This is a genomic window from Burkholderia sp. MSMB1078WGS, assembly GCF_001528895.1.
Taxonomy (GTDB): domain Bacteria; phylum Pseudomonadota; class Gammaproteobacteria; order Burkholderiales; family Burkholderiaceae; genus Burkholderia.
Genome location: NZ_LPDI01000116.1, coordinates 35326 through 54746 on the forward strand (window position 1 = coordinate 35326; position 19421 = coordinate 54746).

Here is a 19421-nt window from a genome sequence, read left to right on the forward strand (position 1 = left end):
CGGCCGCGCCGGCCGGATTCAGCTGGCGCCGCCACCGCGCGCGAGCACTTCGTCGCGATAGTCGGCCGGGCTGCGCCCGCTCCATTTGCGGAACGCGCGGTAGAACGCGCTCGGCTCCGCGAATCCGGTCGCGGCCGCGACGTCGGCGATCGTGCGTGTGGGGTCGGCCAGCGCCTCGAACGCGAGATCGCGCCGCAGCGTGTCCTTGATCGACTGGTACGCGTGGCCTTCCTGGTGCAGCTTGCGTCGCAGCGTGGCCTCGGCCACGTGCAGCCGCGCAGCCATCCCGCCTGCGCCCGGCCACGCGGCGGGCGGCATCCCGCGCAGCACTGCGCGCACGCGCTGCGCGAGCGCGTTCGGGTTGCGGTACTTGACGATGAAGCTGGCCGGCGCGTTGCGCAGAAACGTTTTCAGCGTCTTCGCGTTCTGCACGACCGGCAGCGTCGCGAATTCGGGATCGAAATCGACATACGAATCGGGCTCGTTGAAACGCATGTCGTCGCAGAACATCGACGGATATTCGTGATCGGCGGGCGGCGTGTCGCAACGGAAGCTCGCATGCAGCAGCGGAATGCGCCGGCCGATCAGCCAGCACGTGAGGCCGTAGACGATGATGAAATAGGTTGCGTACGTGAACATCGCGGGCGTCGCGCCGTTGCGGTGCACGAAACGCAGCCGCACGCGCTGCGGGTTCGCGTCGAGTTCGGCGTGCAGGTCGTCGAGCACGCAGTGCATGAAATTCACCGCGCGCGCCATCGCGTGAAGCCCGTCGCGGGCGGACAGCGCGGCCTGGCTCATCGCGATGAAGCTGCCGCTGCGCATCGGGTGGCGATCCTGCCCGAAAAACTCGTCGTCGAGCGTGCGCGCGATGGCGTTCCACAACGCGCCATATTGCTGCGCGGACACGCGTGCGCGCGGCTGCCCGAGCAGCGCGGGCGCGATGCCGGCCTGCGCGAGCAGCGGCTCGGCCGCGACGCCGCGCCGCGTGGCCAGCGCGACGCTGTACGCGACGAGGCCGATCGCGACGGTCCCCTTGTCTTCCTGCTTCATCGGTGTCGCCGGTATGGCAAAAACGCTCAGTGTAAATGAGCGACGCGAGCATCGAACAGTCGCGCGTGCTTGCCTACACTTGTTGCATCGAAACGCAAGGACGGTCGCGCCCGGCGGCCGCGGGAGACTGCAGCACATGGACGAGCTTTACACCGAAGACCAGCGGATGATCCGCGATGCGGCGCGCGCTTTTGCCACGGAGATGCTGGCGCCGAATGCCGCGCAGTGGGACCGCGACGCCCACCTGCCCGACGCGATCGTCGCGCAGCTCGGCGAACTGGGCCTGCTCGGGATGATCGTGCCGCAGGAACTGGGCGGCTCGTATACGGATTACGTGGCCTACGCGCTGGCGATGGAGGAAGTGGCGGCCGGCGACGCCGCGTGCGCGACGATGATGAGCGTGCACAACTCGGTCGGCTGCGGGCCGATCCTCGGCTTCGGCACGCCCGCGCAGAAGGATCGCTGGCTGGCCGACATGGCGGCCGGCCGCGTGATCGGCGCATTCTGCCTGACCGAGCCGCATGCCGGTTCCGAGGCGAACAACCTGCGCACGCGGGCCGAATTGCGCGACGGCAAATGGGTGCTGAACGGCGCGAAGCAGTTCGTGACCAACGGCCAGCGCGCGGGCGTCGCGATCGTTTTTGCCATGACCGACCCCGAAGCCGGCAAGCGCGGCATTTCCGCGTTCCTGGTGCCGACCGACACGCCGGGCTTCATCGTCGGCAAGCCCGAGAAGAAAATGGGCATCCGCGCGTCCGACACCTGCCCGATCACGTTCGAGAACTGCGCGATTCCCGAAGAAAACCTGCTCGGCAATCGCGGCGAAGGGCTGAAGATCGCGTTGTCGAACCTCGAAGGCGGGCGCATCGGCATCGCCGCGCAGGCGCTCGGCATCGCGCGCGCCGCGTTCGACAAGGCGTGCCGCTATGCGGGCGAGCGTGTGCAGTTCGGCAAGCCGATCGCCGAGCATCAGGCGATCCAGCAGAAGCTCGCCGACATGGCCGTGCAGATCAACGCCGCGCGCCTGCTCGTGCATCACGCGGCGAAGCTGCGCACGGCCGGGTTGCCGTGCCTGTCGGAAGCGTCGCAGGCGAAGCTGTTCGCGTCCGAGATGGCCGAGCGCGTGTGCTCGGACGCGATCCAGATTCACGGCGGCTACGGCTATCTGGTCGATTACGAAGTCGAGCGTCACTATCGCGACGCGCGCATCACGCAGATTTACGAAGGCACGAGCGAAGTGCAGCGGATGGTGATCGCGCGACAGCTTTGAGTCGCGACGGTCGCACCGACGACGGCATCACGCAGGGCACGAGGGCAGCGCGGCGAACGCGGCACGCAACGACGTGACCGTGCGCCGTGCAACACGGAGCCGGGCATGTGCGGCGGCACATGCGCCGGTTGACCGCTGGGCATGGAGACTGGACGGAGACGACACATGACGGTACAGGCATTCCTGGACGCACGCGACTTCCTGCTGCGCCATCGCACCGACTACGACACCGCGTACCGCGAGTTCGAATGGCCGGTGCTCGATGCGTTCAACTGGGCGCTCGACTACTTCGACCCGATGGCGCGCGGCAACGACCAGCCCGCGCTGTGGATCGTCGATGCGGCGACCGGCACGGGCGATCCGTATTCGTTCGCGCAGATGTCCGAGCGTTCGTCGCGGATCGCGAACTGGCTGCGCTCGATCGGCGTCGTACGCGGCGACCGCATTCTGCTGATGCTGCCGAACCGTGTCGAGCTGTGGGACGCGATGCTGGCCGCGATGAAGCTCGGCGCGATCGTGTTGCCCGCCACCACGCAACTGTCGCCCGACGACGTGCGCGACCGCGTGCGGATCGGCGGCGCGAAATACGCGATCGTCGACGACAACGAAACCGCGAAGTTCGAGCAACCCGATCTCGGCCTCGCGCAAAAGATCGTCGCCGGTGCGCCGCGCGCGGGCTGGCTCGCGATGAACGACGGCTATGCGGTGAGCGCCGCGTTCGAGCCGGACGCCGTCACGCACGCGAACGATCCGATGCTGCTGTACTTCACGTCGGGCACGACGTCCAAGCCGAAGCTCGTCGAGCATACGCATCGCACCTATCCGGTCGGCCATCTGTCGACGATGTACTGGGTCGGCCTGCAGCCGGGTGACATCCACTGGAACATCAGCTCGCCCGGCTGGGCGAAGCATGCGTGGAGCTGCTTCTTCGCGCCGTGGAATGCGCAGGCGTGCGTGTTTGCGTTCAACTATGCGCGCTTCGAGCCGAAGGTCGTGCTCGATGCGCTCGTCAAATACCGGGTGACCACGCTGTGCGCGCCGCCGACCGTGTGGCGCATGCTCGTGCAGCAGCCGCTCGCGTCGTTCGACGTGAAGCTGCGCGAGATCGTCGGCGCGGGCGAGCCGTTGAATCCCGAGATCATCGAGCGCGTGAAGAAGGCGTGGAACATCTCGATCCGCGACGGCTACGGCCAGACCGAGACGACCTGCCTGATCGGCAACTCGCCGGGCCAGCCGGTGGTCGCAGGATCGATGGGCCGGCCGCTGCCCGGCTACCGGATTGCGCTGCTCGATCCGGACGGCGCGCCCGTCAGCGAAGGCGAGGTCGCGCTGCCGCTCGGCGATGGCGCCGCGCGCCCGGTCGGGCTGATGAACGGCTATGCGAACAATCCCGACGCGACGGCCCATGCGATGCGCGACGGCCACTACCGCACGTCGGATATCGCGATGCGTCGCGACGACGGCTACTACGTGTACGTCGGCCGCGCGGACGACGTGTTCAAGTCGTCCGACTACCGGCTGAGCCCGTTCGAACTCGAGAGCGTGCTGATCGAACATCCGGCGATCGCCGAGGCGGCCGTCGTGCCGAGCCCGGACCCCGTACGGCTGTCGGTGCCGAAGACTTTCATCACACTGCGCCAGGGCTACGAGGAAAGCCCCGCGCTCGCGCTGGAGATCTTCCGTTTCTCGCGCGAGAAGCTCGCGCCGTACAAGCGCATTCGCCGCCTGCAATTCGCGGAGCTGCCGAAGACGATCTCGGGGAAGATCCGCCGCGTCGAGCTGCGCCGCCGCGAGATCGAGCGCGGCGACGACGCGACCGCGCGCATGCCAGGCGAATACTGGGAAGAGGATTTCGCCGCCGAACTGAAATGACCGATCGCGGGCCGCGCGAGCCGCATGCCGCGGCCGCCGCCCGCAGCCGAATCGAACCGGTCGCGCGGCGGCATGCCGCTATGCTGCGACCCACTGCAAGGAGAGTGCTCTGATGAACGCGAATCCGACGCCCCGTACGGGGCAAGACGTGCCGACGGTCAAGCTGCTGATCGACGGCGCCTTCGTCGAGTCCGCCACCGACGAGTGGCGCGACGTCGTCAACCCGGCGACGCAGCAGGTGCTCGCGCGCGTGCCGTTCGCGACCGTCGCGGAAGTCGACGCGGCCGTGCAGGCCGCGCACGCCGCCTATGCGACGTGGAAGAACACGCCGATCGCCGCGCGCATGCGCATCATGCTGAAGTTCCAGGATCTGGTGCGTGCGAACCAGCAGCGCATCGCGAAGACGCTGACGGCCGAGCAGGGCAAGACGATTCCCGACGCCGAGGGCGACATCTTCCGCGGCCTCGAAGTGGTCGAGCACGCATGCTCGATCGGCACGCTGCAACTGGGCGAATTCGCGGAGAACGTCGCGGGCGGCGTCGACACCTACACGCTGCGCCAGCCGCTCGGCGTGTGCGCGGGCATTACGCCGTTCAATTTCCCCGCGATGATCCCGCTGTGGATGTTCCCGATGGCGATCGTGTGCGGCAACACGTTCGTGCTGAAGCCGTCGGAGCAGGACCCGATGTCGACGATGGAACTCGTCGAGCTCGCGCTCGAGGCCGGCATACCGAAAGGCGTGCTGAACGTCGTGCATGGCGGCAAGGAAGTCGTCGACGCGATCTGCACGCATCCGCTCGTGAAGGCGATCTCGTTCGTCGGTTCGACGGCGGTCGGCACGCACGTATACAACCTCGGCAGCCAGCACGGCAAGCGCGTGCAGTCGATGATGGGCGCGAAGAACCACGCGATCGTGCTGCCCGACGCGAACCGTGAGCAGGCGATCAACGCGCTCGTCGGCGCGGGCTTCGGCGCGGCCGGCCAGCGCTGCATGGCGACCTCGGTCGCGGTGCTGGTGGGCAAGGCGCGCGAGTGGCTGCCCGACATCGTCGCGAAGGCGAAGGCGCTGAAGGTCAACGCGGGAGCCGAAGCCGGCACCGACGTCGGCCCGGTCGTGTCGCGCGGCGCGAAGGCGCGGATCCTGACGCTGATCGACGCGGGCATCAAGGAAGGCGCGAAGCTCGAACTCGACGGTCGCGACGTGAAGGTGCCCGGCTATGAGGACGGCAACTTCATCGGCCCGACGATCTTCTCGGGTGTGACGACCGACATGTCGATCTACACGCATGAAATCTTCGGGCCGGTGCTGGTCGTGATGGAGGTCGACACGCTCGACGACGCGATCGCGCTCGTCAACGCGAACCCGATGGGTAATGGCGTGGGCATCTTCACGCAGAGCGGCGCGGCGGCGCGCAAGTTCCAGAGCGAGATCGACGTCGGCCAGGTCGGCATCAACATTCCGATTCCGGTGCCGGTGCCGTTCTTCAGCTTCACCGGTTCGCGCGGCTCGAAGCTGGGCGATCTCGGCCCGTACGGCAAGCAGGTCGTGCAGTTCTACACGCAGACCAAGACGGTCACCGCGCGCTGGTTCGACGACGACACGACGGCCGGCCCGGTGAATACGACGATCCGGCTGCATTGAGCGGTGGAGGAAACGAACATGAAAATCGGATTCATCGGCCTCGGCCACATGGGCGCGCCGATGGCGCTGAACCTGCTGAAAGCCGGCCATGACGTGCATGCATTCGACCTGAGCGCCGACGCGTTGCGCGCGCTGCAGGACGCCGGCGCGCAGGCGGCCGCGTCGCCGCGCGATGCGGCGTCGGGCGCGACGTTCGTGATCACGATGCTGCCGGCCGCACCGCACGTGCGCTCGGTGCTGTCCGGCGAGAACGGCGTGCTGGCCGGCCTCGGCGCGGGCGCGACGGTGATCGATTCGAGCACGATCGACCCGGCGAGCGCGCAGGCGTTCGGCGCGCTGGTGCGCGAGCACGGCGGCACGTTCGTCGATGCGCCGGTGTCGGGCGGCACCGGCGGCGCGGCGGCCGGCACGCTGACCTTCATGGTCGGCGGCAGCGATGCGGATTTCGAGCGCGTGAAGCCCGTGCTCGCCGGCATGGGCAAGAACATCGTCCACTGCGGCGCGACGGGCATGGGGCAGGTCGCAAAGGTCTGCAACAACCTCGTGCTCGGCATCTCGATGGCGGCGGTGTCGGAGGCGATGTCGCTCGGCGTCGCGCTCGGCATCGACCCGAAGGTGCTGGCCGGCATCGTCAACACGTCGACGGGCCGCTGCTGGAGTTCGGACACCTACAACCCGTATCCGGGCGTGATCGAGACCGCGCCATCGTCGCGCGGCTACACGGGCGGCTTCGGCACCGACCTGATGCTGAAGGATCTCGGCCTCGCGAACGATGCGGCGAAGCAGGCGCGCCAGCCCGTCTATCTCGGCGCGCTCGCGCAGCAGCTGTACCAGACGATGAGCAGCCGCGGCGACGGCCAGCTCGATTTCTCGGCGGTGATCCGCCTGTACCAACCGGCCACGAAGAAGGACGCCTCATGATCGAACTCGACTACGTCGACGACGGCGCGATCGCGTGCGCGACGCTCAAGCGTCCGCCCGCGAACGCCTTTACTGCCGACGGGCTGCGGCAACTGCAGGCGAGCGTCGCCGAACTGAATGCGAACCCGCGCGTGCGCGCGCTGGTGATCACCGGCGACGGCCCGAAGTTCTTCAGCGCGGGCGCCGACCTCAACACGTTCGCCGACGGCGATCGTGCGGTCGCACGCGCGATGGCGTCGCGCTTCGGCGCGGCGTTCGAGGCGCTGCAGGATGCGCGCGTCGTGACGATCGCGGCGATCAACGGCTATGCGATGGGCGGCCTCGAATGCGCGCTCGCGTGCGACCTGCGGATCGCGGAGGCGCATGCGCAGATGGCGCTGCCCGAACCGTCGGTCGGCCTGCTGCCGTGCGGGCTCGGCACGCAGACGCTGCCCTGGCTCGTCGGCGAAGGCTGGGCGAAGAAGATCATCCTGACCGGCGCGCGCGTCGATGCGGCCACTGCGCTGCGGATCGGCCTCGTCGAGGACGTGGTGGAAAGCGGCGCCGCGCGCGATGCGGCGCTCGCGCTGGCGCGCGACGTCGTGCGGCAAAGCCCGCACGCGCTCGCCTACAGCAAGGAGCTGATCGGCCTCGCCCGTCGCGGCGTGCCGCGCGGCGCGGCGCTCGCGGTCGAGCGCGAACGCTTCGTCGACCTGTTCGACACGGCCGATCCGCGCGAAGGCGTGGCGGCGTTCCTTGGCAAGCGCGCACCGCAGTGGCGCACCGATGAGGAGTCGCAACGATGAGCACGCCGGTGACGAATCACGACGCATTCGCGGAGCATGCGCCCGAGGTGCTGTATCGCGTGGTGAACCGCGTGGCGCTGATCACGCTGAACCGGCCGGTCGCACTCAACGCGCTGTCGTACGCGATGATCGGCGAGCTGACCGCGCTGTTCGAGCGCTGCCACCACGACGACCGGATCGTCGCGGTCGTACTGCGCGGCGCGGGCGAGAAGGGCTTCTGCGCGGGCGGCGACGTGCGTGCGCTGTACAGGATGGTCGCGCAGCGCGAGACCTGGCTGCCGTTCTTCGTCGACGAATACCGGCTCGACTACGCGATCCACACGTTCCCGAAGCCGGTGGTCGCGCTGATGGACGGCGTGACGATGGGCGGCGGCATGGGGCTCGCGCAGGGGGCGGCGCTGCGCGTCGCGACCGAGCGCAGCAAGATCGCGATGCCGGAAACGCGCATCGGCCTCGTGCCCGACGTGGGGGCGACGCATTTCCTGTCGCGCATGCCGGCCGAACTCGAACTGTACGTGGGGCTGACCGGCGCGATGCTGTCGGGTGCCGACGCGCTGAGCGCGAAGCTCGCGGACCTGTGCGTGCCGTCCGCGTGGCTCGACACGTTCGAGACGCGCATCGAAAGCGTGAAGTGGGACGGCGATGCGCTGCCGTTGCTGCGCAAGGTATTCGAGCCGCCGTGCAACGTGGTGCCGCACGCGGCGCTCGACGGCCAGATGCCGTGGATCGTCCGTCACTTCGACAAGCGCTCGACCGTCGAGCGGATCGTCGCGACGCTCACGCAGGACCTGGCGCGCGACGAGCTGGCGCGCGAGCACCGTCAATGGTTGCAGGCGACGCTCGATGCGCTCGCGAGCCATTCGCCGACGATGCTCGCGGTGACGCGCGAAGCGCTGCTGCGCGGCCGGCAGATGACGCTCGCGGAATCGTTCCGGATGGAGCTCGGCATCGTGGCGCGCGCGATCGAGGAAGGCGATTTCTGCGAAGGCGTGCGCGCGCATCTCGTCGACAAGGATCGCAAGCCGCGCTGGGCCCCTGCGTCGCTCGTCGAGCTGCGCCCCGAGCGCGTGCGGCATTTCCTGACGTCGCCGTGGAAGCTGTTCGCACATCCGCTCGCCGATCTCGGCGCGGCGTGATGCGCCGACGCGCCATGCGGCGCGTCGGCTTTCACGCGTCTCATCGCGCTTCGTCCGCTCGCTCGATCATCGGCGGAACCGCCTGCGCGAGCGCATCGATCACGCAGCGCGTCTTGCGCGGCAAGTAGCGCGTCTTCGGCCAGATCGCGTGAATGTCGCCTTCGCAGACGAAGCAGCGATCCAGCACGACCGCCATCTCCCCGCGCTTCACGTAATGGTCGAGCAGCCAGCTCGGCAGCCACGCGATCCCGAACCCCGACGCACCGGCCGCGGCGATCGCCTGCACGTCATCGAAACTCAGTTGATGCGGCATGTCGATCCGCACCGTCGAGCCGTCCGGCGCGCGCAAGTCCCACGGCTGCACCACGCCCGACCGCGAATAGGCGATCGTCCGGTGGTGCTTCAGGTCGTCGAGCGTCTTCGGTGTCCCGTAACGCGCGAGATACGACGGCGCCGCGCCGAGGCTGCCGTATTGCGTGCCGAGCCGCCGCACCGCGAGGCTCGTGCTGTCCGCGAGCGTGCCGATCCGCACCGCGAGGTCGATCCCTTCCTCGACGAGATCGACGAAGCGGTCGGTGATCGACACGTCGATCCGCAGGTCAGGGTAATTGCGCGCGAGGTCGAGCACGATCGGCGTCACGCAGTGGTGCCCGAACGCGAGCGGCACGCTCAGCCGCAGCTTGCCGCGCGCCTCGTGGCGGCCGCAGTCGAGATCGGCTTCCGCCGCTTCGAGTTCCGCCAGCGCGCGCACGCAGCGGTCGTAGTACGCCTGGCCGTCGTCGGTCAGGCTCTGGCTGCGCGTCGTGCGTTGCAGCAGCCGTGCGCCGAGCCGCTTCTCGAGCCGCGCGATCGCCTTGCCGACCGCGGAACGCGTCATGTCGAGCCGCTGCGCGGCCAGCGCAAAGCTGCCCGATTCCACGACCTGGACGAAGGTCGTTACGCCGTCGAGTCTGTCGGTCATGGCGAGATTGCGTCGATTGAGTCCTGAGATTCCCCAGTGCATGGAAATGCGTACGCCAATGGGGAGGTGAATTCTCACTATAGTACCGATTCCCGCTCAGCGTGCGTCGCCGGCCGCACGCGGCGAATCCTACTCAACCTGGAGGCGCGCGGCCTGTCGTCGAGCCGCCGCGCAATACGCATGACGCTATCCGACTCTCGCAGGAATGCGGTCGCACTCGCGGCCGTCTGTCTCACGTCGCTGATGTTCGGCCTCGAAATTTCGAGCGTGCCGGTGATCCTGCCGACGCTCGAACACGTGCTGCATGGCGATTTCAACGGCATGCAGTGGATCATGAACGCGTACACGATCGCGTGTACGACGGTGCTGATGGCGGCCGGTACGCTCGCGGACCGGTTTGGCCGCAAGCGCGTGTACGTGATCGGCACCGTGCTGTTCGGCGCGACGTCGCTGCTCTGCGGGCTCGCGCCGAACGTGCCGGTGCTCGTGGCGGGCCGGCTGCTGCAAGGCGCGAGCGGCGGCGCGATGCTGATCTGCCAGATCGCCGTGCTGTCGCACCAGTTTCGCGAAGGGCGCGAGCGCGGCCGCGCATTCGGGATCTGGGGGATCGTGTTCGGCATCGGCCTCGGGTTCGGGCCGATCGTCGGCGGCGCGATCGTCGCGCTGGCGAGCTGGCCGTGGGTATTCCTCGTTCATGCGCCGCTCGCGGCCGTCGCGCTCGTGCTGATCGGCGGCGCGGTGCAGGAATCGCGCGATCCGCATGCGGGCTCGCTCGACGTCGCGGGCATCGTCACGTTGTCGCTCGCGGTGCTCGGTCTCGCGTTCTACATCACCCAAAGCGCGGAACTCGGATTGACGAGCAGAGCCGGCCTCGGCGTGCTCGGCGCGACCGTGCTCGCGCTGGTGGGCTTCGTCGCCGCGGAGCGCCGCAGCGCGCGGCCGATGTTCGACTTCTCGGTGTTCCGGATTCGCGCGTTCACCGGCGCGATCTTCGGCTCGATGGGAATGAACTTCAGCTTCTGGCCGTTCATGATCTACCTGCCGATCTGGTTCCAGGTCGCGCTCGGCTACGACAGCGTGACGGCCGGCCTCGCGTTGCTCGCGTACACGCTGCCGACGCTGATCGCGCCGCCGTTCGGCGAACAGCTCGCCCTGCGCTACGGGCCGGGTGTCGTGATTCCGGGCGGCCTGTTCACGATCGCGGCCGGTTTCGTGCTGATGCGGTTGGGCAGCGCGGCCGATCATGCGAGCTGGCTGACGATGCTGCCGGGCTGCGTGATCGCCGGCATCGGGCTCGGGCTGACCAACACGCCCGTCACCAACACGACGACGGGTGCGGTGCCGAGCGCGCGCGCCGGGATGGCGTCGGGCATCGACATGAGCGCGCGGATGATCTCGCTCGCGCTGAACATCGCGGCGATGGGCTTCGTGCTGGTGGCGGGGATCGTCGCGAGCCTGAAGCGCGGGCCGGCCGGCGCGATCGGCGACGCGGCGCTGCGCCGGCTCGCGCAGGAAATCGCGTCGGGTCGCACCGACGGGCTGCAGGCCGTCGCGCCGGCGCTCGCGCAGGCCGACCCGACCGGCGCGGCGCTGCACGCGGCGCTGGTGCATGGGTTCGGCTGGGTGATGGTGTACGGTGCGGCGGGCGTGGCCGTGCTCGCGACCGCGAGCATGGTGGCGTTCGCGCCGGCGCGGCGCGGGGCGGCCGTATGCGAATGACGCAGCCGGCGTACGGCATATGGCGGCCGGTCAGGACGTCCCGCCGCCGAGCGCGCGGTAGAGCTTCATCTGGTTGTTGAGCCGGTTCAGGCGCGTCAGTTCGTCGGCGCTCTGCGCGCTTCTCAGGACCTGCTGCTGGTCGAGCCACGGCTGCACGGCGGTCGCGCCGGCCGCGAAGCGCGCGGCGGCCAGCCGCTCGGCGCGCTGCGCCTGGGCGAGCGACAGCGCGCGCTGTTCGGCCTCGCGTTCGAGCTGCACACGGGCCGACAGGGCGTTCTCGACTTCCGCGAGCGCCGTATGGAGCCGCTGGCGGAACCCGACCACCGCTTCCTCGTACTGCGACTTCGACACCTTGATCTGCAGCTGCATCGTGTTCCACTGGATGAACGGCAGCGCGAGGCCGAGCCCGAGCGTGCCGACCGGGTTCGTCAGCACACGCTCGAGGCTCGTGCTCGTCGTGCCGGCGCTGCCGGTCAGCGTGAAGGTCGGGTAGAAGCTCGTGCGCGTCGCGTCGACCTGCGCGAGCGACTCGCGCAGCCGGAATTCCGCCGCACGCAGGTCGGGGCGCCGGCCGAGCAGGCTCGCGGGCAGGCCGGCCGCCACGTCGGGCGGCGCGGCGTCGGGCAGTGCCGTCGGCTCGGCCGCGAGCTGCTGCGGCGGCCGGTCGAACAGGATCGCGAGCGCGTGCCGGTTCTCGGTGCGCTGCTGGATCAGTTGCGTTTGCGCCGCGCGTTGCGCGGCGAGGCTCTGTTCGGCCTGCGCGACATCGAGCTCCGACACGGCGCCGGCCGTGTGCCGCGACCGGACGAGCGCGAGCGTGCGCACCGCATACGCGATGTTCGCTTCGCCGAGCGCGATCTGCCGATTCAGATAGCCGATCTGCCAGTACAGCGCCGCGGTCGTGCCGATCAGCGACAGCCGCGCGGCTTCGAGATCGGCGGCCGTCGCGTCGGCTTCCCAGTGCGCGGCATCGCGCAGCGCGGCCAGCCGGCCCCACAGGTCGATTTCGTAGCTGAGCGAACCGGTGAGGCTGCTCGCTCGGCTCGTTCGGTGGGTATCGAGCGTGCGCGACACGGCGCCGTTCGCGCCCAGCGTCACGTTGGGTGTCAGGTTCGTGTCGACGAGTCCCGCCTGCAATTGCGCGCGATACACGCGGATCGCCGCGATCGCGAGATCGCCGTTGGCGCGTAGCGCGCCGTCGATCAGCGCATCGAGTTGCGGATCGCCGAAGCTGCGCCACCAGTCGCGCGCGGCGGCAGGCGCGTCGGCCGCGACCGGCGCGGCCCAGTTCGCGGGCATCGCGACGGCCGGCAGCGGATCGTGGCGCACGCCCGCGCAGCCGGCGAGCAGCGCGGCCGCGCACGCGAATGCGCCGAGGCGGTGAAGCGGGGAGGATTGCGTGATGGCCATGTTTCGTCAGTCGCGCGCGAGCGCATCGATCGGATCGAGCCGCGACGCGTTGCGCGCAGGCATGAACCCGAAAATCACACCGGTGAGCGTCGAGCACACGAACGCGGTCGCGATCGCGCCGGCCGAGAACACCATCTTCCACTGCGCGACGAACATCGAGAACAGCGCGCCGAGCCCGAACGACAGCGCGATGCCGATCGTGCCGCCGAGCAGGCACACGAGCACGGCCTCGACCAGGAACTGCTGCAGGATGTCGGACTGGCGCGCGCCGACCGCCATCCGGATGCCGATCTCGCGCGTACGCTCGGTGACCGACACCAGCATGATGTTCATCACGCCGATCCCGCCGACCACGAGCGAGATCACCGCGATCAGCGAGAGCAGCAGCGTCAGCGACTGGCCGGTCTTCTCGACGGTCTTGACCACGCTGTCCATGTTGTACGTGAAGAAGTCCTTGCGGCCGTGGCGCTGGATCATCAGTTTCTCGAGGCTTTTCTCGGCGGCGGCGCTCGGCTGCCCGTCGCGCACGCGCACGGTGATGCTGTCGAGATAGCGCTGGCCGAACAGGCGCCCGCTCGCGGTCGTGTACGGCACCCACACGTTCAGGCTCTTCACGCTGCCGAATGCGCTTTTCTTGTCGGCGGTCACGCCGATCACGACGCACGGCACGTTGTCGACGAGGATCGCTTCGCCGACCGGATTGCGCGTCGCGCCGAACAGCTTGCGGCGCGTGTTCTGGTCGATCACGACCACCTGCGCCTGGCGGCGCACCGCGTCGTCGTCGAACGCGACGCCGAGCGCGAAACGCATCCCGCGCGCCTGGAAGTAGCGGTCGCCGACGCCGCTGACGAGCGCATTCACGTTGATGTTGCGATAACGCAGCAGCAGCGTGCGCGACGTCTCGGGTGTCGCGCTGTCGACGTACGGCTGCTCCGCGAGCGCGGCGACGTCGTCGGGCACGAGCGTCTGGATCGTGTCCGCGCGGCTGTCGCCCCAGTCGGTGCCCGGATAGAGGCTGATCGTATTGGTGCCGATGCTGCCGATCTCGTCGAGCATGTAACGCTTCGCGCCTTCGCCGACCGCGACGATCGACACGACCGACGTGATGCCGATGATGATGCCGAGCATCGTCAGCAGCGTGCGCAGCCGGTGCGACACGAGCGCGATCCAGGCCATCCGGCACGCCTCGCCGAAGCGGCCGGTGCCGGCGGCGAAGCGTCGGGCGCGCGGGGCGGGAGCGGTGTCGGCGTCGGCGTCGGCGTCGACGGCCGGCGGGGCATCCCCGGAAGCCGGTGCGGACCGCCCGTCGGGTGCCGTTTCGGCCGTTGCGGCTGGCCCGACGCCGGATTCCGCGAGCGCTTCCGCGTAGTGGCGGTTCGGCCGGTCGGCGACGATCTCGCCGTCGCTGATTTCGATGATGCGCCGCGCATGGCGCGCCACCGCCTTGTCGTGCGTGACGATCACGATCGTATGGCCGAGCGCGTTCAGTTCGTGCAGGATGCGGATCACGTCCTGGCCGCTTTTCGTGTCGAGCGCGCCGGTCGGTTCGTCCGCGAGGATCACCTGGCCGCCGTTCATCAGCGCGCGTGCAATGCTCACGCGCTGCTGCTGGCCGCCGGACAGTTGCCCGGGCCGGTGATGCGCGCGATCGGCGAGCCCGAGGCGCGCGAGCAACGCGCGGGCGCGGGCGTGCCGCTCGGCGCGCGGGGTGCCTGCGTAGATCGCCGGCATTTCGAGGTTCGCGACCGCGTCGACGTGCGGCAGCAGGTGATAGCGCTGGAACACGAAGCCGAAGTGCTCGCGGCGCAACTGCGCGAGCTCGTCGCTGTCGAGCATCTGCGTGTCGCGTCCGCCGACCGTGTACGTGCCTTCGCTCGGATGATCGAGGCAGCCGAGGATGTTCATCAACGTCGACTTGCCGGACCCCGACGCGCCGACGATCGCGACGATCTCGCCCGCGTCGATCGACAGGCTGACGTTGTTCAGGACGACGACGTCCTTGTCGCCGGCCGGAAAGCGTCGCGTGACGGCGGCGAGTTTCAGCAGAGGCTGGCTCATCGTTACACCACGTCCGACAATGGCGCGCGCTCGTCCGCCGACGCTTCGCCGATCACGACGCGCTCGCCGTCCTTCAGGCCGGCCAGCACTTCGACGCGCACGTTGTTGTTGATGCCGATGCGGATGTGACGCGTTTCCGTGCTGCCGTCGGCGCGCAGCACGCGTACCGCGACGGTGCCGTCCTTGCGCTTCTCGCCGAGCGCAGCGGCCGGAATGATCAGCGCGTTGCGCGCGTTGCCGAGCACGATGTTGACCTGCGCGGTCATCGCGATGCGCAGCCGGTGCTCGGGATTCGGCACGTCGAACAGTGCGTTGTAGAACACCGCGCTGTTGGGCTTCGCGCTGCCGCCTGCGCCGCCGAGCGTGCTTTGCGCGTCGGCGTAGTTCTGCGGTGCCGGTTCGATCGCGCGCAGCTTGCCGTAATGACGCTTGTCCGGTTCGCCGAGGATCGTGAAATAGGCGCTCTGGCCGGCGCTCACGCGGATCACGTCGGCTTCCGATACCTGCGCCTTCACGGTCATCGTGTCGAGATTCGCGAGCTTCAGGATCACCGGCGCCTGCTGCTGAGCGATCACGGTCTGGCCTTCCTGCGTGACGATCGCGACGACCTCGCCGTCGATCGGCGCGACGATACGCGTGTAGCCGAGGTTGGCCTGTGCGGTCTCGATCTGGATGCGGGCCGAACGGATCTGCGCGGCGAGCGACGCGAGGGTGGCGCGCTGCACGTCGAGCGCCGCGCGCGCGGCCTCGAACGCTTCGCGCGACGTCGCATCGTCGGGCAGCATCGCCTGCTGGCGGCGGAACGCGAGCTCGGCCTGTGTCAGTTGCGCGGCGGTCGATTGCTGCTGCGCGCGCAGGCTTTCTTCGCTGGCGCGCGCCTGGCGCAGCGCGTTTTCCGAGATCACGGGATCGATCTCGGCGAGCCACTGGCCCTTCGTGACCTTGTCGCCGAGCTTGACCTTCAGCGTCTTCAACTGCCCCGACACCTGCGCGCCGACGTCCACTTGCTTGAACGCCTGCAGCGCGCCGGTCGCGAGCACCGCATTCTCGAGATCGCCGCGCGTGACGGGCGCGGACAGGTACTGCGGATGCTTGTCGGGCGCGCAGGCCTTCAGCGTGACGCCGGCGGCGATCGCGACGATGGCAAGGGTGGCCAGCACGATGCGCCGGCGGCGATGGGTCTTCTGGATCATGAGAATGCAGCGAGGATGAAGCAGGCGCCGGCAATGCGTGCGGCCGAACGGAACGATCCGGTCGGTGTCGCATGCCGGACGCGTTGTCCGCGACGGGTTCCGCGTACGCATCGCGCGGGTGTGCCGAATCGAATCAGGCGCTCATGGTAAGCGAGGAATTCGCGCCAAATCGTGTGGAAATTGTGCTGAATTGTGTGGATGCCGGACCGACGCGCTGCCGAACAGTGCAATTGTTTCGATCCGTGAAAAGGCGACGATCCGCCGCGCGACGACAATCGCCATCATCGGCCGGTCGCGTTTTTCGTCGAGCGGGGCAGCGCGTCGACTTGCTCGAGCGCCGGCCCCCATTCGTCGAGGTGCGTGACCGTGAAGCCGCTGCCGATCGGCAGGCTTACGAGCGTGCATTCGCGTTCGTACGAGCGGGGCGAGCGGGGTAGCCCGCCCGATCTCGCGAGCTCACGCGCGGTGTCCGCCCGCGTCGATCCTGCGCTGCGTATCGGCATCGACGATCTCGCGGATCGCGCTGAACAGCGGTGCGGCGTCGGTGTAGCGACGCCCGTAGCCGAGATTGAACGCATAGTCGAAATCGGGCGGATTGCTGCCCTGGTTGTGCTGCAGGATCGTTTCGAGCTTGTCGAGCGCCTTCGCCGCGCGGGCTTCCGGCGAGGCGGCTGCCTCGTATTCATCCCACAGCGCGACGATCTCGTCGCGCACCGCGCGGTCGAGCGGCGCGGTCAGCGTCAGCAGGTCGTCGCGTTCGTGCGCGCGCTTGTCGGGGTATGCATCCTGCGCGATCGCGGGGATGTCGCCGTGCAGCGCCTCGCCGAGGTCGTGGACGACGCACAGTTTCAGCAGCTTCAGCGTGTCGACGGCGGGCAGTGCATCGGCGAATACGAGCGCCATCAGGCATAGCCGCCAGCTGTGCTCGGCCGTGCTTTCGGGGCGGCCGGCCGACGTATGGCCGCTGCGCAGCACGTCCTTCAGGCGTTCGGCTTCGCGCAGGAAAGCGAGCCGCGCGTGGATCGTATCGGGATTCATGGTCGGCGTCCTTGCGATGAGCCGTCAAGCGTATGCCGGCCAGCCGGGCTTCGTCCACGCATGAAATATGCGTGGACCGTCAGTGCACGTCGAGCGTTTCCACGAGCCGCACGGCCGAGCCGTCCGACAACGTCATCCGTGTCCACCGGCACCGGCTGCCGCGAATCGGCACGACGCGCGACGCATTCGCGCCGGTGTCGAACTCGACGCTCGGCGGCCCTGCGCGTTCGTGCCAGCCGAGCCGGTCGAGCGCGGCTTCCATGCGGACGATCTCCGGCGTCGCGTAGCGCCACAGCGACGTGCCGAGCAGCGTCGAAAGCGGCCGCGAGAACTCGGCCGCGCGCGCCGGCGAGCTGGCAAGCAGACGGTGCGTGAGATCGCACACGAGATGCATGCGGCCCGCACTGCCGGCGATCAGCCGCGCGAGTGCGTGGTCGCCCGCGGAATCGAGGCGCGCGGCGAGCAGCCGTTCGGCCGTCGCGCGTTCGTCGGGCGACATCTGCTGGAGGCCGGCCTCCCAGCGCGAGATCGTCGATTGCGCGACGCCGAACAGCTCGGCCGCATGGCTTTGCTTCACGCGGTGCAGCGCGCGCCAGCGCTTGAGTTGCGGGCCGAGCGAGGACGGATGAAGCGGTGAGGCATTCATGACGATGCTCCTGTGGCAGCGTTGCCGTGCGCGCCCCGTCGGAATCGTTTTCGCGAGGCTTTCAACCGGTCTCACCATATCTTATTATTCGGCCAGAGCGGTGCGTGCCGGCCACCATCGATCATGTGAGCGACATGGTGCGCCGGCAACGATGACCGCCTTCCGGCCGGCGCGTCGCCCGACGCGCGGTCGCAACGACAGGGAGCGCGAGGCCGTGCGTTTCCCGAAAAAAGATACGAGGGCGCAATGGTACGACTGGTGTTGCTGCTGCTGGGCATCGAATATCTGCGAACCCGCTGGCGCGGGTTGACCGTGCTCGGCTGGCTGTGGGTCGTCGCGGGCGTCGGCATTTTCGTCGATGCGCTCGACGGCGCGCTGCATTTTCCGATCGAACTGTTCGCATGGCTGTTCCTGATCGAGGGGCTCGCGACGCTCGCGGTGGCTGGCAGCGGGGTCGGCGGGCAGCGCATCCTGCGCTACGTGAAGGGCATCGCGGTCGTGGTGGCTGCGGGGCTCGTGTTTGCCGGCCATCATCACGGCCACTTCCTGCTGTCGATGATCTTCGGCACGCTGTTTCTCGTCGACGGGCTGTTGCAATGCACGTCCGCATGGATGGTGCGCTATCGCCGCTGGCACGTCGCGTTCGCGTGGGGCGTCGTCGAGATCCTGCTGGCGATCTTCTTCTTTCAGCCGTACCCGACGCACTACGTGGGCACCGTGCCGTACTGCCTCGGCCTGTTGCTGACGTTCGGCGGGATGCACATGCTGAGCCTTGCCGCACGCGTGCGGCGGCTGACACGCAACCCGGCGTTCGCGACGTCGCCCGCGCCGGCGCTGGCGCCGGATCTCGACGATGCGCCGAACCTGCCGCAGTTCGCGCAATCCGAATGGGACGGCCCGCCGGCCGACGGCGAGCGGGCGCTCACCGTGCACGTGTGGACGCCGACCGGCACGTCGAAGGCCGAAGCGCAGCGTTATCCGGTGATCGACCGCTACATCGCGGCGGTGGACGTCAACGGCGTGATCTCGACCGGCCATGCGGCGCTGGAGTCGCCGGAGGGTATCTACATCAGCCTGTATCCGGGCGTCGAAATCGATCGTTCTCCGGACGAATTCACGCGCATCCTGCGTGCGACGCGCGAGAACGACGTGCCGGGCCTGTTCCAGCCCGACTATGCGACCGAGTCGAAAGCGTGGTGTCCGTCGACGGTGCGCGTGCGCATCCGCAACTACGATCCGGCCAAGCTCGATGCGTTCTGGTCGTCGTACCGGCAGAACACGACGTACAACCTCACGCACCGCAACTGCTCGAGCTCCGTGTCGAATGCGCTCGAAGCCGCGCTCGACGGCGCGGTGTGGCGGCTGAAGGGCGCGCGGGCCGGGTGGGGCGCGTTCGTGCGGCTGCTGCTCACGCCCGAGCTGTGGGTGGCCGCGCAGATCCGCAAGCGTGCGGTGACGATGGCGTGGACGCCCGGGCTCACGCTCGACTATGCGCGCGCGCTCAGCATGCTCGCCGATCCGCGTCCGTTCGCGTGGTGGAAGGTTGCGCGCTCGGCCGTGAGCGCGATCATGGCGTCGCGCCGCGCGTGGCGCGAGCAGGACAGCGCGGCGCTGTCGCCCGGCGGGTCGGAGGCGGCGTCGATGAAGTGAACGCGTGGCGCCGGACGCGGGCCCGACGTCACGAGGGGCGCCTTCGCGCGGCGCCGCGATATTGCCTGCC

The 19421-nt window shown here is 68.8% G+C and carries 15 protein-coding genes; 8 read left to right on the top strand and 7 right to left on the bottom strand.

From position 1 onward, the window contains the following. Window positions 1-18: 18 nt before the first annotated feature. Window positions 19-1050: an AraC family transcriptional regulator gene (locus WT24_RS31530; RefSeq protein ID WP_059502443.1), complete on the bottom strand. Its 1032-nt coding sequence runs from the start codon at window positions 1048-1050 to the stop codon at window positions 19-21. Window positions 1051-1186: 136 nt separating this feature from the next. Here WT24_RS31530 and WT24_RS31535 point away from each other — a divergent pair, with 136 nt between their 5' ends. From WT24_RS31535 to WT24_RS31560, 6 genes are all read left to right on the top strand, one after another. Then, window positions 1187-2320 carry an acyl-CoA dehydrogenase family protein gene (locus tag WT24_RS31535; protein WP_060037170.1) on the top strand — a complete coding sequence of 378 codons (1134 nt, stop codon included), beginning with the start codon at window positions 1187-1189 and terminating at the stop codon, window positions 2318-2320. A 165-nt stretch (window positions 2321-2485) separates the two neighbouring features. Next, complete coding sequence (locus WT24_RS31540; RefSeq protein ID WP_060037172.1) at window positions 2486-4192, top strand: AMP-binding protein; 1707 nt, start codon at window positions 2486-2488, stop codon at window positions 4190-4192. A 112-nt stretch (window positions 4193-4304) separates the two neighbouring features. Continuing rightward, entirely contained in the window at window positions 4305-5834 is a 1530-nt protein-coding gene (locus tag WT24_RS31545) for a CoA-acylating methylmalonate-semialdehyde dehydrogenase (protein ID WP_060037175.1), read from the top strand. A gap of 18 nt (window positions 5835-5852) precedes the next feature. Then, window positions 5853-6755, top strand: a complete 903-nt coding sequence (gene mmsB, locus WT24_RS31550; protein WP_060037226.1) for a 3-hydroxyisobutyrate dehydrogenase — start codon at window positions 5853-5855, stop codon at window positions 6753-6755. Beyond that, window positions 6752-7540, top strand: a complete 789-nt coding sequence (locus WT24_RS31555) for an enoyl-CoA hydratase (protein ID WP_060037177.1) — start codon at window positions 6752-6754, stop codon at window positions 7538-7540. The genes mmsB and WT24_RS31555 overlap by 4 nt, the downstream gene beginning before the upstream one ends. Beyond that, window positions 7537-8676 (top strand): enoyl-CoA hydratase/isomerase family protein, encoded by a 1140-nt coding sequence (locus WT24_RS31560; RefSeq protein ID WP_060037179.1) that lies wholly within the window; start codon window positions 7537-7539, stop codon window positions 8674-8676. The genes WT24_RS31555 and WT24_RS31560 overlap by 4 nt, the downstream gene beginning before the upstream one ends. A 40-nt stretch (window positions 8677-8716) precedes the next feature. Here WT24_RS31560 and WT24_RS31565 read toward each other — a convergent pair whose 3' ends face one another. Further along, window positions 8717-9637 (bottom strand): LysR family transcriptional regulator, encoded by a 921-nt coding sequence (locus WT24_RS31565; protein WP_059502454.1) that lies wholly within the window; start codon window positions 9635-9637, stop codon window positions 8717-8719. 180 nt (window positions 9638-9817) lie between these two features. Between WT24_RS31565 and WT24_RS31570 the strand changes: the two genes are divergently transcribed. Further along, complete coding sequence (locus WT24_RS31570; protein WP_060037181.1) at window positions 9818-11356, top strand: MFS transporter; 1539 nt, start codon at window positions 9818-9820, stop codon at window positions 11354-11356. Between the two features lie 30 nt (window positions 11357-11386). On the opposite strand, the gene WT24_RS31575 is transcribed toward WT24_RS31570, so the two are convergent. From WT24_RS31575 to WT24_RS31600, 5 genes are all read right to left on the bottom strand, one after another. Continuing rightward, a complete protein-coding gene (locus WT24_RS31575) occupies window positions 11387-12766 on the bottom strand; it encodes an efflux transporter outer membrane subunit (RefSeq protein ID WP_060037183.1) in 1380 nt (459 codons plus the stop codon). 6 nt (window positions 12767-12772) lie between these two features. After that, the gene (locus WT24_RS31580) at window positions 12773-14824 is read right to left on the bottom strand and encodes a MacB family efflux pump subunit (protein WP_060037185.1); all 2052 of its coding nucleotides are present in this window, start codon (window positions 14822-14824) and stop codon (window positions 12773-12775) included. Window positions 14825-14826: 2 nt separating this feature from the next. Next, complete coding sequence (locus WT24_RS31585; protein ID WP_060037228.1) at window positions 14827-16017, bottom strand: efflux RND transporter periplasmic adaptor subunit; 1191 nt, start codon at window positions 16015-16017, stop codon at window positions 14827-14829. Between the two features lie 456 nt (window positions 16018-16473). Beyond that, window positions 16474-17055, bottom strand: a complete 582-nt coding sequence (locus tag WT24_RS31595) for an HD domain-containing protein (protein WP_059502463.1) — start codon at window positions 17053-17055, stop codon at window positions 16474-16476. A gap of 79 nt (window positions 17056-17134) precedes the next feature. Continuing rightward, window positions 17135-17701, bottom strand: coding sequence for a helix-turn-helix transcriptional regulator (locus tag WT24_RS31600; protein ID WP_059502465.1), 567 nt, complete (start codon window positions 17699-17701; stop codon window positions 17135-17137). A 246-nt stretch (window positions 17702-17947) separates the two neighbouring features. Here WT24_RS31600 and WT24_RS31605 point away from each other — a divergent pair, with 246 nt between their 5' ends. After that, on the top strand, window positions 17948-19351 hold the full coding sequence (locus WT24_RS31605) for an HdeD family acid-resistance protein (RefSeq protein WP_059502468.1): 1404 nt from the start codon (window positions 17948-17950) through the stop codon (window positions 19349-19351). Window positions 19352-19421 lie beyond the last annotated feature (70 nt).

Bases quoted from the DNA above. Each gene is read 5' to 3' on its own strand.
- WT24_RS31530 (WP_059502443.1), bottom strand. From the start codon at position 1,050: ATGAAGCAGGAAGACAAGGGGACCGTCGCGATCGGCCTCGTCGCGTAC.
- WT24_RS31555 (WP_060037177.1), top strand. From the start codon at position 6,752: ATGATCGAACTCGACTACGTCGACGACGGCGCGATCGCGTGCGCGACG.
- WT24_RS31595 (WP_059502463.1), bottom strand. From the start codon at position 17,055: ATGAATCCCGATACGATCCACGCGCGGCTCGCTTTCCTGCGCGAAGCC.
- WT24_RS31580 (WP_060037185.1), bottom strand. From the start codon at position 14,824: ATGAGCCAGCCTCTGCTGAAACTCGCCGCCGTCACGCGACGCTTTCCG.
- WT24_RS31545 (WP_060037175.1), top strand. From the start codon at position 4,305: ATGAACGCGAATCCGACGCCCCGTACGGGGCAAGACGTGCCGACGGTC.
- WT24_RS31570 (WP_060037181.1), top strand. From the start codon at position 9,818: ATGACGCTATCCGACTCTCGCAGGAATGCGGTCGCACTCGCGGCCGTC.
- WT24_RS31575 (WP_060037183.1), bottom strand. From the start codon at position 12,766: ATGGCCATCACGCAATCCTCCCCGCTTCACCGCCTCGGCGCATTCGCG.
- WT24_RS31535 (WP_060037170.1), top strand. From the start codon at position 1,187: ATGGACGAGCTTTACACCGAAGACCAGCGGATGATCCGCGATGCGGCG.
- WT24_RS31560 (WP_060037179.1), top strand. From the start codon at position 7,537: ATGAGCACGCCGGTGACGAATCACGACGCATTCGCGGAGCATGCGCCC.
- WT24_RS31600 (WP_059502465.1), bottom strand. From the start codon at position 17,701: ATGAATGCCTCACCGCTTCATCCGTCCTCGCTCGGCCCGCAACTCAAG.
- WT24_RS31585 (WP_060037228.1), bottom strand. From the start codon at position 16,017: ATGATCCAGAAGACCCATCGCCGCCGGCGCATCGTGCTGGCCACCCTT.
- WT24_RS31565 (WP_059502454.1), bottom strand. From the start codon at position 9,637: ATGACCGACAGACTCGACGGCGTAACGACCTTCGTCCAGGTCGTGGAA.
- mmsB (WP_060037226.1), top strand. From the start codon at position 5,853: ATGAAAATCGGATTCATCGGCCTCGGCCACATGGGCGCGCCGATGGCG.
- WT24_RS31540 (WP_060037172.1), top strand. From the start codon at position 2,486: ATGACGGTACAGGCATTCCTGGACGCACGCGACTTCCTGCTGCGCCAT.
- WT24_RS31605 (WP_059502468.1), top strand. From the start codon at position 17,948: ATGGTACGACTGGTGTTGCTGCTGCTGGGCATCGAATATCTGCGAACC.